This is a genomic window from Candidatus Nomurabacteria bacterium, from assembly GCA_023898465.1.
In the GTDB taxonomy this organism is placed as follows: Bacteria; Patescibacteriota; Patescibacteriia; order HK-STAS-PATE-3; family HK-STAS-PATE-3; genus HK-STAS-PATE-3.
The window spans coordinates 921,308-936,420 of sequence record CP060223.1 but is presented as its reverse complement, the minus strand read 5'-3'; the positions used below and the strand labels follow the sequence as shown (position 1 = coordinate 936,420).

Annotated in this window: 17 protein-coding genes and 6 tRNA genes; 12 read left to right on the top strand and 11 right to left on the bottom strand. The window is 44.6% G+C overall.

The genetic code is table 11. The features are described 5' to 3' along the window. The first annotated feature begins 34 nt into the window (after nucleotides 1-34). Nucleotides 35-1,636, top strand: a complete 1,602-nt coding sequence (locus H6760_04680) for a hypothetical protein (GenBank protein ID USN53421.1) — start codon at nucleotides 35-37, stop codon at nucleotides 1,634-1,636. Here the strand turns inward: H6760_04680 and H6760_04675 are convergent. The 10 genes from H6760_04675 to H6760_04630 form a co-directional block, all read right to left on the bottom strand. Then, the gene (locus tag H6760_04675; protein ID USN53420.1) at nucleotides 1,605-3,611 is read right to left on the bottom strand and encodes a DUF2079 domain-containing protein; all 2,007 of its coding nucleotides are present in this window, start codon (nucleotides 3,609-3,611) and stop codon (nucleotides 1,605-1,607) included. The genes H6760_04680 and H6760_04675 overlap by 32 nt on opposite strands. 84 nt (nucleotides 3,612-3,695) lie before the next feature. Beyond that, nucleotides 3,696-4,064 (bottom strand): hypothetical protein, encoded by a 369-nt coding sequence (locus H6760_04670; GenBank protein USN53419.1) that lies wholly within the window; start codon nucleotides 4,062-4,064, stop codon nucleotides 3,696-3,698. 126 nt (nucleotides 4,065-4,190) lie between these two features. Continuing rightward, entirely contained in the window at nucleotides 4,191-4,547 is a 357-nt protein-coding gene (locus tag H6760_04665) for a hypothetical protein (protein USN53418.1), read from the bottom strand. Between the two features lie 122 nt (nucleotides 4,548-4,669). Next, nucleotides 4,670-5,035: a hypothetical protein gene (locus tag H6760_04660; GenBank protein USN53417.1), complete on the bottom strand. Its 366-nt coding sequence runs from the start codon at nucleotides 5,033-5,035 to the stop codon at nucleotides 4,670-4,672. Nucleotides 5,036-5,120: 85 nt separating this feature from the next. Further along, nucleotides 5,121-5,483, bottom strand: a complete 363-nt coding sequence (locus H6760_04655; protein ID USN53416.1) for a hypothetical protein — start codon at nucleotides 5,481-5,483, stop codon at nucleotides 5,121-5,123. Between the two features lie 13 nt (nucleotides 5,484-5,496). Next, nucleotides 5,497-6,480, bottom strand: a complete 984-nt coding sequence (locus H6760_04650; GenBank protein USN53415.1) for a peptidoglycan-binding protein — start codon at nucleotides 6,478-6,480, stop codon at nucleotides 5,497-5,499. A 3-nt stretch (nucleotides 6,481-6,483) separates the two neighbouring features. Then, on the bottom strand, nucleotides 6,484-7,875 hold the full coding sequence (locus tag H6760_04645) for an extracellular solute-binding protein (GenBank protein USN53414.1): 1,392 nt from the start codon (nucleotides 7,873-7,875) through the stop codon (nucleotides 6,484-6,486). Between the two features lie 8 nt (nucleotides 7,876-7,883). Then, nucleotides 7,884-8,765: a UTP--glucose-1-phosphate uridylyltransferase gene (locus H6760_04640; protein ID USN53413.1), complete on the bottom strand. Its 882-nt coding sequence runs from the start codon at nucleotides 8,763-8,765 to the stop codon at nucleotides 7,884-7,886. Nucleotides 8,766-8,853: 88 nt separating this feature from the next. Then, nucleotides 8,854-9,624 carry a hypothetical protein gene (locus H6760_04635; protein USN53412.1) on the bottom strand — a complete coding sequence of 257 codons (771 nt, stop codon included), beginning with the start codon at nucleotides 9,622-9,624 and terminating at the stop codon, nucleotides 8,854-8,856. 12 nt (nucleotides 9,625-9,636) lie between these two features. Beyond that, complete coding sequence (locus H6760_04630; protein ID USN53411.1) at nucleotides 9,637-10,041, bottom strand: polymer-forming cytoskeletal protein; 405 nt, start codon at nucleotides 10,039-10,041, stop codon at nucleotides 9,637-9,639. Nucleotides 10,042-10,275: 234 nt separating this feature from the next. Between H6760_04630 and H6760_04625 the strand changes: the two genes are divergently transcribed. From H6760_04625 to H6760_04575, 11 genes are all read left to right on the top strand, one after another. Next, a tRNA-Arg gene (locus tag H6760_04625) sits at nucleotides 10,276-10,347 on the top strand. Nucleotides 10,348-10,399: 52 nt separating this feature from the next. Continuing rightward, nucleotides 10,400-10,475: transfer RNA gene (locus tag H6760_04620), tRNA-Ala, on the top strand. Nucleotides 10,476-10,525: 50 nt separating this feature from the next. Further along, a tRNA-Ala gene (locus H6760_04615) sits at nucleotides 10,526-10,600 on the top strand. A gap of 99 nt (nucleotides 10,601-10,699) precedes the next feature. Further along, nucleotides 10,700-11,377 (top strand): DedA family protein, encoded by a 678-nt coding sequence (locus H6760_04610; GenBank protein ID USN53410.1) that lies wholly within the window; start codon nucleotides 10,700-10,702, stop codon nucleotides 11,375-11,377. A gap of 103 nt (nucleotides 11,378-11,480) precedes the next feature. After that, nucleotides 11,481-11,566, top strand: a tRNA-Leu gene (locus H6760_04605). 47 nt (nucleotides 11,567-11,613) lie between these two features. Then, nucleotides 11,614-11,690: transfer RNA gene (locus H6760_04600), tRNA-Ile, on the top strand. 143 nt (nucleotides 11,691-11,833) lie between these two features. Next, on the top strand, nucleotides 11,834-12,082 hold the full coding sequence (locus tag H6760_04595) for a hypothetical protein (protein USN53409.1): 249 nt from the start codon (nucleotides 11,834-11,836) through the stop codon (nucleotides 12,080-12,082). Further along, nucleotides 12,083-12,158: transfer RNA gene (locus tag H6760_04590), tRNA-Ala, on the top strand. It abuts the gene before it with no gap. 149 nt (nucleotides 12,159-12,307) lie between these two features. Further along, the gene (locus tag H6760_04585; protein ID USN53408.1) at nucleotides 12,308-13,177 is read left to right on the top strand and encodes an SPFH domain-containing protein; all 870 of its coding nucleotides are present in this window, start codon (nucleotides 12,308-12,310) and stop codon (nucleotides 13,175-13,177) included. A gap of 2 nt (nucleotides 13,178-13,179) precedes the next feature. Beyond that, a complete protein-coding gene (locus H6760_04580; protein ID USN53407.1) occupies nucleotides 13,180-13,347 on the top strand; it encodes an Arc family DNA-binding protein in 168 nt (55 codons plus the stop codon). Nucleotides 13,348-13,460: 113 nt separating this feature from the next. Next, nucleotides 13,461-13,676 (top strand): hypothetical protein, encoded by a 216-nt coding sequence (locus H6760_04575; GenBank protein USN53406.1) that lies wholly within the window; start codon nucleotides 13,461-13,463, stop codon nucleotides 13,674-13,676. Between the two features lie 62 nt (nucleotides 13,677-13,738). Here the strand turns inward: H6760_04575 and H6760_04570 are convergent, their stop codons facing one another. Beyond that, nucleotides 13,739-15,025, bottom strand: a complete 1,287-nt coding sequence (locus H6760_04570; protein ID USN53405.1) for a UDP-glucose/GDP-mannose dehydrogenase family protein — start codon at nucleotides 15,023-15,025, stop codon at nucleotides 13,739-13,741. Nucleotides 15,026-15,113: the final 88 nt, after the last annotated feature.

Sequence of the window (15,113 nt, the reverse complement as noted above, 5' to 3'; positions counted from 1 at the left end):
GCAGTTTTTTTCTCTTCACCCAGATGCTGAAAAAATGCCACGTCGTTGGTTTTGGTGGATAGCCCTCGCTTTAGTTATTCTCACAACGTTCCCTTACCTCTACGCGTGGATGATGCAGGCAGATGGGATGATTTTTACCGGAGGACATACACTGGCTCCAGGTGATTTGCCGGTCTATTTTTCCTACATAGAACAGGTAAAACAGGGACAGGTGATGCTTAGGGATTTGTTTACTGCTGAGCCGCATGACGCTTTTATTTTCAGTCCAATCTGGATTGTTGTTGGATATATGGCAAAGTGGCTGCACCTTTCCGCATTAGTAAGTTTTCATTTAGCCCGAATCCTCCTCATCCCCTTACTCCTATGGTCGAGCGAAATTTTCTTACGCAATTTTCTTCCGGCATGGCGTGAGCGTAAATTTGCTATTTTGCTTTTTCTTTTTGCTGCAGGATTTGGAGCAATTGCATATCCTTTTATTAAATACATTTTTGGATTTATTGAGTGGGCGATTTGGCCGATGGATCTCTGGGTAAGTGAAGCGTATACATTTTTAACGATGTATCAGAGCCCGCATTTTATTTTAGCCACCTCATTACTTATTCTCATTTTTCATTGGTATTACCTCGGGGTGCAGCAAAAGCAAATACAGTATTTTTTGCAAAGCGGCCTGTCGCTTTTTTTACTTATGAGCTTTCACCCCTTTCACTTACCAACAGTGATAGGGGTTTTTGTGCTTTTTATACTCTTCACTTTTTTATGGCAGCGGGATAAAACGGCACGGGCTTTGTGGGGGGCGCTTCTTGTAGGAGGACTAGCGCTGCCAATGATTTTCTACCAAGTTGGGATAATACTTTTTGACCCAATTGCGAATAGCCGAGCGGCTCAGAATGTGAATACTATGCCATTCTTTTTTACCACACTTATTAGCTATGGCGCTCTTATTCCGCTGGCCCTTCTTGCTTTGTTTCAACTAGGTCGTGATCGAAGCACCTACGCAATGCCGCTTGCGTGGTTGTTTGGGCAAGCATGTATTTTCTTTTTGCCGATTAGTTTTAGTCGCCGCCTAACTGAAGGTTGGATGCTCCCCCTAGCTTTATTTGCTTTTATTGGTCTTCGTATAGTATTCAAGCGATTTCCATTAGTAAGCTGGTCTCGCTATGTAGCCACTCCAATGCTGGCCGTAGTAGTGTTTAGTCTTTCGCCGATTGCTTTAGTGGGCATGGATGTACATCTTTGGACGAATGATACTTTTCGTCAGCCGCCATACCACCTCTACGTCGATCAATCTTATCAAGATATGAGTGACTGGATGAAAACACACACCGATACTCGTGCAGTTTTTGCAGCTGGGAAAATTGGCAATCTCTATATACCAGCTTGGGCGGGTCGGGCAGTGGTATTTGGACACCCGATTGAAACCTTGCATTACAATGACAAATCAGATGGTTTTATTGTAGCGCGCCAAAGTGGAAATACTGCCCTTGAAAGATGGTTGCGAGAGCAGAGTGTGGATTATTTACTATGGGGTGAATTTGATACGCGGAATAGTGTGGCTGATCCAAGCGCGATTTCTGCACTTCAGACAGTATACCAATCAGGCGAGCTTACTCTGTATCGCTTGCGTCCGGTAGAATAAGATTTCCGAGATTAAGGTGGCCCAAGGAGTCGTGTTCATCGTAGCGAGGCACGATAGAGCGTTGGGTATCCAAACTTAATCGACCCCGAATCGACATCACATCCATTGCTATCTGGGTATCACTTTGGGCGAAGTCGGTCGGGATGAGAAATTGGTGTTGCGTAATCATTGGAGTATCTAATGGCCACTCTGATTGCGGCCAGAGCGGGGCGATGGGATATTCTTTTTGATACACTGCGCCGTCTCCCCGAGTCAGTGTGAGTAGTACGGTATTATGACGCGTTGTTATTTCATGCTGAGACCAGATAAACGAGAGCGGGAGGGTGAGGTAGTTGTGCGTGTTAATATGCACATATTCACTTTGAAGTTTGTTGATTCCTTCATTATTCTCCCAGGAGTGCAAGATGAGTCCGTTGCTTGTCTGAAAGAGGCTTTGTCTTAGTTGATCTTCATTTCCAATACGCACTAATTCTTTTTGGGATGTAGTATGGGTGTTTGTATAGAGCAAGAGATCGTCAACCATGAGATTGAGCTGAAGCTTTCTTTCTTCAATGAGATCGCGGAAGCGCTGGGCACCACCTTTGTAGTCGGTATTATCTTCCGGATAGACTGATTGATAGGTAACAAAATCACTTTGGTCTATGAGCAGCGTTTGGATGCTAGGGTCAAGTGGGAAACTTTCATCGCTATATTGTTGCCGGCCAATAAAAAGATAGTGCAAGGAGTACAACACGGGTCGAGTGGCTGTCCATGAAATAAAGCGATATCCAGTTGCGAGAGGTGTGGTATCGGGTACAATGTTGAGCACATCTCTGGCTAACTGTTCATGTTCACGTTGCGTATCTGGTCGATACCAGGTTTGTGCCAGGCCGCGAATCGGACCGATTACGATGAAGCAATATATTGCCACAACAGCGAGTACGCTAACAATAACCCCGGCGTATTCTTGGATAAATTTTCCTCGTCGAGTTTTTCCCATTTCACTACGAAGTTTGTGTATTGCCTCAATAGAGCCAATCCAGAGAAATGGTAAGAACAAACTCACGTAGTGCATTTCTAGTGAGATTTCTCGCGCAACTCCTGAGAGAGAAAGTTGTAAGTAGATAGGTAAGATCGGGATAAGCCAACGAAGTCGGAAGATTGGCAAATAGGCAAAAGGGAGTCCTAGGCCTAGCAAGAAAGCAAGCGCTTGCGGATGAAGCACGCGTTGGAGTACGAGCCAGGGATGTCCAAAAAAGTTTCCGATAATAGAAACAAGATCGGGGCCGAGCCATCCATAGTATTTGAGAAATTTATATTCACCCAAAGTGCCCAAGGATCCAGCGAGATAAATACTACATCCAAACCAGGCAGCGCTAACCAAAAAGGTGGGTAGCCACCATTTCCAATTCCTCCGCTCAATTGCAGCCACAATACCAATGCCAAATACTACAAAGGCAACATCTTCTCGTACGAGCAAGGCCAAAGCCAGCCAAAGCCAATGCCACTTGAGTGATTTAGTGATGTAGGTTTGTAGTGCCGCAAGTAAGATTGGAATTGCAAAAGCTAACATGTGAAATTCATACATGTTTGCATTCCAGAGGAAAGGCGAAAAAAGGTAGGCTGCACTTAAACCTAGAGCCCAGTTACCATTTAGTTTTTTGCGTGCAAGGCGAAATATAGGGATAGCGCCTAAAGCCAACACAAGGCTTTGTGCGGCCAAGAGCCAGAGTGGATGAGCCACAATCCAAAAAAGAGGCACAAGGAGTAATAGTAAAAATTCAACATGGTCACCCAAGTAGGAGTGCGGGTGAATGGTGAAGCCAAAGAAATTCCCTTGGCTGGTTTCTGATACTACTTGAGTGTAAATACCCAAATCGAGTCCGTTATAGGCCAGACTTTGCCATTTTACGTATTGACCTGCAAAAGAGATAACAATCATACAGATCATCATTCCTAGCAGCCAGGCCTGTGTTCTATCCGGTATTTTAGACATATGCGTTCATAGTGTAGCGGAGTCAGCCAAAAGCACAAAACCTCCCCAAATATGGAGAGGTCTGTGTTTTGATTCTAGTGTAGCCTAAGTGGTAACGTTCGCCGTTGTATTTGCGACGAAGATGACAATAGCCCAAGCCAACAAGATGATGATAAGACCAATTACTGCAGCGGTGATAATACGCTTGGCTTGATCAACTTTATCTTCAGCACCTCCGGCAGTCATCCAGGTAAAGCCACCAAAAATAATCATAACAACGGCTACTAATGAAAGGATACCAAGCACCCATTGAATGATGTTGATGACGGTGTCCTTCAAATCAGCGGTACCGAGACCGATTGATCCACCAATATTTTCGATCGTAAAGGCGGTTGATTGAGCTGCTACAGTAGAAGGCAGTAATACCAAGGTAAGTCCGAGTAGCGCTAAGGGAAGAAATCGTTTTATGGTCATTCTGACATTCACCTCCTTTACCTAAAGATGTAATGCATTCAGTATACCATGAAAAATAAAAGTTGCGCAGAAAAAGCAAAAGCCCTCGTATAAGGTAGGGCTTTTGCAGAATTTGCGAAGTGTACGCTAGGCGGTAACGTTTGAGGTTGTGTTTGCAACGAATACAACAATTGCCCAGGCGAGTAACACAATAATCAAACCGACTACGGCTGAAGATATAATCTTCTTGGCCTTTTCCACCTTTTCGTCGTTTCCACCAGCAGTCATCCACTGGAAACCGCCAATGATGATCATAACGACAGCGATTAAGGCGACAATACCAAGCACCCATTGAATGATGTTGATGACGGTGTCCTTCAAATCAGCGGTACCGAGACCGACGGATCCTCCAACGTTTTCAACGGTGAAAGCAGATTGGGCTGATGCAAGCATTGGCATAGCAACGAGCGCCAAAGTACCGACTGCGATTAAAGCTTTCTTCATGTATATTCACCCCCTCTTCTTCTCAAAGATATATACTACTATAGCATAGTAAGGCTTTTTTGAATAAAAACATACCCAGCAGTGAGCTGGGTATGTTCTAAAAGTCCAAATACGTGATTGGATTAGGTAGTGACATTCGCCGTTGTATTTGCGACGAAGATGACAATAGCCCAAGCCAACAAGATGATAATAAGACCAATTACCGCGGCTGAGATAATCTTCTTGGCCTTTTCCACCTTTTCGTCGTTTCCACCAGCAGTCATCCACTGGAAACCACCAATGATGATCATAACGACAGCAACGAGTGCGAGGATACCAAGCACCCATTGAATGATGTTGATGACGGTATCTTTGAGGTCAGCAGTACCGAGACCAACTGATCCACCGATGTTTTCTACGGTGAAAGCAGATTGGGCGGAAACAAGCAACGGAAGTGCTAGTATAGCAAATGCTGCTAGTGTGCCGAGCAGTCGTGTACGTTGTTTCATGTGTTTCTCACCCCCTTTCAATTGTGAAGTGTTCCTTCACCTTATGTCGAATATAGCGTACCTCTCTCTTCCTACTTCGTCAAACCTAGTTAGTAACCCCGTTAATTGCATCAATCACTGATTTGAGGAGTATCCAACTGCCGAGAATTACTAAAATACCAAGAATTGACCACACTAAGGTTTCTTTTCCTTTTTGAATTCGATCAGCATTACCCGCAGAAGTAAGCATGAGAAAGCCTCCCCAAATAAACATCACCATGCCAAAGACACCTAAGCCGGCCAGAATAAGGCGCATGAGGTTTACAAAGAGACAAATTAAGTTACCACACGAAATCGGGTTAGGTATGGCTACAGCCGAGCCGCTTTGCGCAAAGGCGCTCAGCGGCATGAGGACGAGTCCGGCGATCATGAGAATAAGTGGTAAGCGTTTTTTTCGTAGTGTATTCATATGCAATAGAAAATTAACTTGGTCCTTCACAGTCAAAGTCGTAACTCGCACAGCTATCTGGTAGGAAGGTCCAACCATTCTGGTTACAGTAGGCCTCTGGAATTTGATCATAACAAAGACTCGGTTCATCAGGATTGATGCAGCAACCTAGCGGGACTGAACAATCATACGCAGTAGAAGTGTTGAGTAGGGTGCTCCAATCATCGGCATTCACTACCCCGTCTTCAATAATTCCACTGCGCCAATTCACTCTCTGGAATTGTCGGAGCCCACTTTCAGTGTTTGAACCAAAACAGCCGTCTATTCCTCCAGGGTTACAAGCTCGCTGAGTAAGTATGCTTTGCAAACGAGTAACAGGTCCATCGCTTCCATCAATCGGGTCTGAACAGTTTATATGAAGATTGTTTTGTCCACACTGAGATTGGTCGTAATTTTTTATATAGGTCTGTCGACAAGTTTCGGTCTGACCAAACCAAGGGGCTAGGAAGTTAGGATCATTAGGAAAAACAAAGCCTTGGTTACTGCCAGTTGTAGCAACAATATAGAAACCAATAACGGCCCACGCAGTCAGCATGATAATCACTCCCATAGTGGTGCCCCAGAGAATTTTTTTACCCTGCTCGACATTCTCGCTCCGACCGCCGGCAGTTAAGAATTGGAAGCCCGCGTACATGTAGAAGAAAACAGCCAGGGCACCCATAATAGCCAAGCCCCAGTTTGCGAGATTCACAAAGAGCTGAATGAAGTCATTGAAACCACAGCTCCGGTTGACCATTACCTGTTCGATATCACCGTGTACAGTTTGTATGTAATCATTTGGATCAATACAATTGTTTGTTCCATCTGGGCAATCGAGATCTCCATTGAGCTCAACTTTGTAAAGTGTTTTTTCGCAGTTTGGTAAGATCTCCGCTCGGGCAGGTATTACTGCGCCAAGTACAATAAGCATGCTTAAACCCGAGATGATCCAGAATCGAGTTGAGGGTAAACGTAACATGCGTTATTCAGTAAAGGTGAGCTGCACTTGTTTAGCAGCTTGGCTTAAAGCCTCCAACGGCAACTTTGTTTTTTCAGCAACAACGGTGATGAGTTGCTTGAGATAGCCTTCAGTTTGTGTCCAGCTGTTTCCATGATACCAATTTTGCGCAGTGAGCGCTTGATTGGCAAAGACTTGTAAGGCCGGCACATTCACTTGTTGTGCTAATATTTTTCGGAGAGGAGAAATACGTCCGCTGGCGTTGAGATATGCCTCGACGACGCCTGACTGACTCATGTATTGCACAAAATTCCAAGCCTCATTGCTATGAGCGGAATTTTTTGCCACTGTCTGCACCCAGTATTTTGCGTAGTTAATTTTTGTACGCGTTCCCGTGCTGCCGCTGGTGTCGGTTCCATCGGTATTGATGTGGAACATTGGCACGATGTCATAGCGGAGTGCCGGGTTTTGCTCCTGAATTGTTGCCTGGTCAGCTAAGGTGCCAATTAAGTAGGCAGTCTTACCTTCGATAAAACTATCAATTGAGTGTGAGCTATCCCCTGACCAGCTGTAGACTGCTTTTGTTTCGTCAGAGAAGTCGGTGTAGAAATCAACAGCTCGTTCACCCGCGTTATATTCTTTTGTTCCCTGATCAAATTGCACACGTGTTCCAGTTGGGTCAGTCATTTGTGTACCGTTTTGCATCATGAGCAGTGAGAGTATTTCAGCTGAGTAGGAAACATTTTCAGCCGTTCCAAGTGCGATCCCAGATTGAATAATATTATTTTGCGCATCAAAAATAGTGAGATCAGGTACTTGGGAAATAAGCTCTTGCCAGGTTGTTGCCGGTGAAACAATATTAGCAGTGTTTAGAAGGTTGCGATTAACGTAGACTGCTAAGGTGTCTACGCTTAATGGGAGTGCATATATTTGTCCATCTCGGATAACATCGCTGGCAATAACATCTACATAGTCATTACTGAGGCGGGCCGGGGTGATAGAGCTTGAAGTGACCGGTGTAATCACAAGCTGCCTACTGAGAAGCACGCGTTTGTTCTGATATTGATAGACCTGTGTTGCCTCAGGTAATGGGGCAATAAAGTCAGCATATTCTCCAACCTCTGCATTAGGGAGAGAAAAAATATCAGGCCCGTCCCCACGTGCCCATGCTTGAATAAGTGCCTCACCATAATCTTGAGCACGCTTTTGTACGACCTCGATGGTAATGTAGGGGTGGGCTTGCTGATATGCTGCGATCACGTCAGTAAAGGCGCTTGTGTCATCTTGTACTGTCCAAAAGGTTAATGGTACGTCCTGTACATTTGGCTGTGGTTTATTAATAACCCCGGACACGATAATAAATACGGCCAGAACCGGTATGAGTACGATACCTATGAGAATGACGTAACGTCGCATGTTCCCCCTTAGACTAATTTTTTGAGATAGGCGCGGAATTCTTTACGCAGCTCTGGTCGCTTAAGCGCAAAAGAAACATTTGCTTTTAACCAGCCTAGCTTAGAACCAAGATCAAATACTTCACCATTAAGCTCACAACCAAAGACGGCATGTTTTTTGTTATAAAGGTCTACGGCATCTGGCAGCCATATTTCTCCATCTTTGCCGCGTCGTACTTTGCGTAAGTATTCAAAAATTATCGGAGGGAAAACAAAGCCTTTTAATGAGGCGAGCTGAGAAGGTGCTTGTGCGAGAGTTGGCTTCTCAATAACCTGAGAGACTTCGTAGATATGTTCACGGATGTGGTTGACTTTGGCAATGCCGTACTTTGTTACATCTTTTTTCTCTACGTGTAAGAGGCCCATAACTGGCGCTTGAAATTCCTCGTAGACCTGAATCATTTCCTTGATAGAATTTTTTTTGGAAACAATTAAGTCATCCGGGTAGAGTAAAACAAAAGGTTCGTTTCCAATCGCTGCTTCAGCCATTAAGGTGGCATGACCATTTCCGAGCGGCTGAGGTTGTCGAACGTAAATAAAATTTGCCAGACGTTGAATCCGTGTAATGCTCTCTAGTTGCGCATGTTTCTTTTGCTGGCGTAATCGATTTTCCAGGTCAGTATTTGCATCAAAGTGATCCTCAATTGCTCTTTTGCTGGATCCCGTAATGAGCACAATATCTTCAATACCGGCATTAATGGCTTCCTCAACACTTAGCTGAACAGCTGGCGTGTCAATAACTGGAAGCATTTCTTTTGGCTGTGCTTTGGTGGCAGGCAAAAATCGGGTACCATACCCGGCCACCAGAATCACTGCTTTTCGTACAAGTTTTTTTGTTCCGTTTGCTTTCATTACGCGAATATTATACAAGATATTTTAAGAAAAGACAATGTGAATGCCATGTTCACACGGGCTAGGCGAAAGTTTTTTTTCCTAGAGCTTATGCCTGAGCAAAATGCCGCGCTCTTCCGACGATCACCCGCAAACAATGTGGTACTACTTCTATTTGGGCTGGAGTTTTTACTATCCCTTCCCCGTCCACTACCAGAGGGACGCTGGCATCGCGACACGTCACTTTTACTTTGCGGAATGGGAAAATGCTAGGGTGATCAGACTGTCCACGAAGCGAGGTAAAGAAACCTTTTTTCGGCGAGGCTGAAACAATTGCCTCAAGCGTTCCATCTGATGGGTCGCCTGCTTTTCCCCTTTCATCTTGCATAGGAAGAAAGTTAGCAATTTGAATTTTAGCTTCCGGGTCTTGAAGAGAGATTGTGTACCCTTGATCACTTTCAAGTTGCACCGCATTGCTCTGAATATCGAGTGAGCGTAAAAAGTATTGAGAGTTTATTCGGCCGAGATCGAGTGATTGAATAACTCGTTTCGAAAGTGTATCGCAAGCAGCCTCTCCGTGCGGAATACCAAGCATGTCAGCTATTTCTAATTTTGTACCGAGAGGAATAATTCCCAAGGTAACCTTTTCTTCGGCTACATAGGTTAATACTTTCTGAATCGTGCTATCGTCGCCAACAATAACAAAAGTTTGTACACCTTTTTTAACTGCATCGCGAACTATTTCACCTGCGTTTTTTAGAATGCTGAGCCGCTCAGTTTTTCCTTGTAAGCCAAGCTCAGCGATTCGCGCTTCAACGCGATGTACGCTTTTTTCGTACTGCCTTTCACGGAGAAAGGTGTCAAACAGGTAACAATACATACAATGCCCTGCTTATTTTAGCTTAGCGGGCATTTCAATCGCTTCATCAGTTGCAAGCTTGTCTTTCGTTTCGTTCATAGTGCATTTGCCGTGCAAAACTGCGCCTGACTCTACCGACAAAGTTGAGGTTTTTACATTGCCAATTATTTTTGCGCTTGAACTTAGCTCAAGTTTACCGCGTGCGATAACGTTTCCTTGAATTTCACCCGCAACGCTTATGTTTTCAGCTTCAACATCAGCTTTAATCTTTGCGGCTGATCCAACGATGAGATCTTTAGCTGTCTTTAAGGTACCTGAAACCGTACCCTCTACGGTTACATTGCCTTCACCATTAAAATTGCCCTCAACCTGAACGTTTCGGCCAATAACGGTATCGATGTGTTGTGATTGTTTTTCTTCTCTATTAAGTAGTGCCATATGTATATGAGTGGTAAACGTGGTAACAATAAGTTGTTGATGCTACTGTGTCAATCGATCTGGCTCTTTAGGCATTGCGAAAATGGCCACTTGGTGTAATAATGGCTCGTAACTTAGATGCATTTTTAACATAATATTCTACGACGCTTATTTTTTGCAAAGGCTAGCAAAAAAATAACTTTTTACAAAAGTTACAAAATCTCGGGTAAAAGAAAATTGCCTGCCGCCGCCCCTGCCCCCATAGTTCAAAGGATAGAACAAGGGACTCCTAAGCCCTGGATCCATGTTCGATTCATGGTGGGGGCAAAGGCTGAGGCAGGTACGGAGAAAAGAAGCTTAAAATATCCGTAGTTCACATGGGCCCTTAGCTCATTTGGTAGAGCGCTTCCATGGCATGGAAGAGGTGACCGGTTCGAGCCCGGTAGGGTCCACCACGTTAGATAATTTAGGCCTCCCATCCGTTTGTTCCACGAGGAACACACTAGGGCCAGTAGCTCAGTGGTAGAGCACTGCATTCGCATTGCAGGGGTCAGGGGTTCAACTCCCCTCTGGTCCACCACAATTAAAAAGTTCCTCGAGGAACATCGCCTCACTAAAGTTAGCCAAAAAAAATAAAATAACATTTTGACTAAATACTGAAACAATTATCTAATTCAAGTTGAACGAGCTATTACACACTATTTCTCAATACTTTCTCCACTTAGATGAAAGCCTTGGAATAGCTATAAGCACATACGGCACCTGGGTCTATGCGCTTCTTTTTGGTATTGTCTTCCTTGAGACGGGCATTGTGATTATGCCCTTCTTGCCAGGGGATTCGCTTCTTTTTGCCGCTGGAGCGCTGTCTGATGCAGGGTCACTAAATATTATACTTCTCTTTGCCTTGCTGTTTACTGCGGCTGTGTTAGGCGATGGATTAAACTATTGGATAGGGAAGCACCTTGGTCGAAGAGTATATGAGTTGAGAAATTCTCGTTGGCTAAGGAAGGAGCATCTTGACCGTACCCATCGTTTTTATGAAAGGTATGGAGCAAAGACAATTGTCATTGCGAGATTTGTTCCAATTGTTCGTACCATAGCTCCCTTTGTTGCAGGTGTTGGCTTAATGCGATATCGTCACTTTTTCACTTATAATGTGCTTGGAGCATTCCTCTGGGTCAGCATTTTCTTGTTCGGAGGATATTTTTTTGGCAGGCTTCCTTTTATCCAGGAGAATTTTAGTTTTGTCGTAGTTGCTATCATTGCTATTTCATTATTGCCCGCCCTCTGGGAGTTTATTAAAAGTCGCAGAAGCAAAGAGTCTACTTCGCAGATTGAGTTTAATAAACCCGAGTAAGTCTTGTTTTTCCGAAATACTCGTGTTAGCATGTGGTTCCTGCTGGTCTTGCATGAATGACATTCTTGTGTTGAAATATGGCATGTATTCGCTTTGAATGCTTGCCGCCGTGGTGGAATGGTAGACACGAGGGACTTAAAATCCCTTGAGGGTAACCTCATGTCGGTTCAAGTCCGACCGGCGGCACCACCGCGTTGTTATGTAGTTTTACATCATGTTCCACGGGGAACAAACATGGGCGATTAGCTCAGTTGGTTAGAGCGCGTCACTGATAATGACGAGGTCCCAGGTTCGATTCCTGGATCGCCCACCACACGTCATCGTTTGCTCCAGGCTTTGCCCGGCCAAGCCGGACTGCGCCCTTTGCAAACGTGCCGCTTTTCATCTCGTACTTAGCTTTTCAAGCTCAAGTACTCGATGGTGCTAGGGGGGGGCGTTAATAATACGAGAAGAGTTATGCGATATTTAATTGGTGGAATCGTTATACTGATAGGTGCGCTACTTGTGATCAAGACTGATTTTTTCATGAACTGGTTTGGTCGGATCGAATGGGCTGAGCAGCATCTCGGTACCGAGGGTGGTACGAGAATTTTTTTAAAGCTTCTCGGTATCCTCATGATTTTCATTGTTTTTCTTACACTGACTGGATTTGTTCCATCTCTTCTACGGGATATTTTTTCACCTGTTTCGAATAGTCTGAATTAAGGGCCCTTAGCTCATTTGGTAGAGCGCCGCGTTTGCAACGCGGAGGTGACCGGTTCGAGCCCGGTAGGGTCCACCAAGATCTCAACATACAGAGCTGACCCCGCCCAGCGGGGTAGGGTCCACCAGAGAAAACATACTACATCTGCGTAGTAGTTTTTTTTAACTTGACAAATGTACAGATAAGAGGTTCACTGATATCAGTTTGATATCATTTACCTTTTTACTATGATTAAAGAAAAAGCTGTTCGTTCGACTAATGGCTTTGTTGCTGCTCCTTCCTTATTTGTGCTCTTGTGTCTGGCGGCGTTTGGTTTTATTTATGCCGCAACTGCGAATACCATCTGGCTAGTAATTGTTTCCATACTCCTAGGGATAGCTGTTCTTTTTTGTACAAGTGGTTTTTTTATTGTAAATCCAAATGAGGCTGCAGTTGCGCAGTTGTTTGGTAAGTATATAGGTTCAGAAAAACAGTCAGGCTTTCGTTGGATGAATCCTTTTACAAGTCGACGAAGAATTTCTCTTCGCATACGAAACTTTGAAAGCGGAAAGTTAAAAGTAAATGATTCTGATGGTAACCCCATCGAGATTGCTGCAGTCATAGTTTGGAAGGTTGTCGATACTGCTGAGGCAATGTTCAATGTTGATGACTATGAAAATTTTGTCCATGTACAGAGCGAAGCTGCTCTCCGTAACATGGCTACCTCATATCCCTATGACGCTCATCAAGAAGGTGTGGTCTCATTGCGTGGGAACACAAATGACGTAGCTGAAAAACTAAAAGCTGAAGTGCAGGACCGTTTGGCAAAAGCAGGTGTTGAGGTTATTGAAGCGCGAATTAGTCACTTAGCTTATGCACCAGAGATTGCCAGTGCAATGCTCCAGCGCCAGCAGGCAAGTGCGGTGGTAGCCGCCCGAACGAGAATAGTTGAAGGTGCGGTGGGCATGGTAGAGATGGCGCTTGAAGAGCTTTCAAAAAAAGACGTTGTAAAATTAGATGAGGAGCGAAAGGCTGCCATGGTGAGCAATCTCTTGGTTGTGCTTTGCAGTGATCGTCATGCGCAACCGGTGGTGAATACCGGAAGCTTGTACCAATAAGCATGGCGGTACAAAGGAGGACAAAGCCATTTTTGCTCCGTGTTGATAGCACAACCCTAGAGGCACTCGAAAGGTGGGCTAGTGATGAATTGCGCAGCCTGAATGGTCAAATCGAGTGGGTGCTCCGTGAAGCGTTGAAGAAACGAGGGCGCTTAAAAGATAAACGCTAAAATTGCTTTGCTGCATTTTTCATAGCCCGTCGGCAGCGGGTATTTGACGTAGGAGCAAAGTCGTTTTAGGCTAGAGTAAATGCGGGGGTTAACAATCGAGGTGAGGAGGAATCATGTCGTCTCTACTTCAGAACCCGGTACTTTTCTTCTTGGCGATCCTGGGGGCAGGAGCGATTGTGCTCGGCGCTATGCTGATAGCCAATCGTCGTGGCAAGAGGGAGTTTCCGGCGTATGTGCCAAAGCCCAGGCCAAAGCTGGTGCAGAAGATGGATGAGCCTAAGATCGTGAGCAGTGGCGACGAAGTCGCCGACGACAAATCAACTGCGTAGGCAGTTGTGATCTGTTGAAACCCTGTCTCTTTATCTCTTTGAGTGAAGTGGCAGGGTTTTTACTATCGACCTACGCTGAGATATTGATACCCCAACTCTCGCATCTTTATTGGATCAAGCAGGTTACGTCCATCAACAATTTTTGCTTGTCTCATAGTTGGACGGATTTTTTTCCAATCAAGCTGAGCGAATTCAGGCCACTCAGTCACAATGACAAGGAGATCAGTCTGCTTACATGCTTCCTTGGCTGACTTGGCATACTTTACGCGAGTAAGCTTACTTTTTGCTTTTTCTGTAGCCACTGGGTCAAAAGCAGTAATTTTTGCACCAGCCTTTTGCAGCAGTTTAATAATGTCTATGGCAGCAGACTCCCGTACATCATCAGTATTTTGCTTAAAAGCCAGTCCAAGTACGCCGATGTGTTTGTTCCGCAAGGAACCAAGTAGTTGTTTTGCTTTTGCAATGACGACTGATCGTTGTGTATTGTTTACCTCAATGACAGCCTTAAGTAACTGAAAGTCATAGCCACTAGATCCCGCAAGTTCTTTTAAGGCACTCACATCCTTAGGGAAACAGCTGCCGCCGTATCCCACTCCAGCCTTTAAGAAACTTTGTCCAATACGCTTATCTAGGCCCATACCTCGAGCGACTTCCTCAACATCAGCCCGGACTAAATCGCAAAGGTTGGATATCTCATTGATAAATGAAATTTTGGTGGCCAAGAAAGCATTGGAAGCATACTTAATAAGTTCGGCACTTTCAATATTTGTAGTGAGCTTAGTAGTCTTCTGGGGTTTGAAAATATCAAGCATAACCCTTTTTGCTTTTTCAGAATCAGTACCAATAACCACTCGATCTGGATGCATGAAGTCTTCAATAGCTGAACCCTCGCGCAAAAATTCTGGACATGAAGCAACATCAAATCTTCCTGAGTATTCCTTTGCAATAATGTGCTTCACCTCTTGGCCCGTTCCAACTGGCACAGTGCTTTTATCAACAATAACCTTATAGTCGGTCATGCTTTGCCCGATACGTTGTGCAACTTCAAATACGGCGCGTAGGTCTGCTTTACCGTTTGGTAGCGGAGGTGTTCCTACGGCAATAAAGATTGCGAGACTTTCTTTTACTGCTAGATCAAAATTCGTGGTGAAGCGAAGACGCTTTGCCTTTATATTCTTTTTGACTAGTTCGTTCAAGCCGGGTTCATAAATAGGAATATTGCCACGCTGTAATTTATTTATCGCTTCTGCGTTTCTACCAAAACAAGTTACCGTATGGCCAATTTCGGCAAGGCAGGTTGCTGAGACGAGACCGACGTAGCCGGTGGCGCCAATTACAGATATTTTCATGAAATAAAAAGTTAGGAGTTAGTACCTGATGAGTATAGCAAAAAGTCACTACTTACATCTATAGAGCGCGTCCTCAATTACTAGCCAT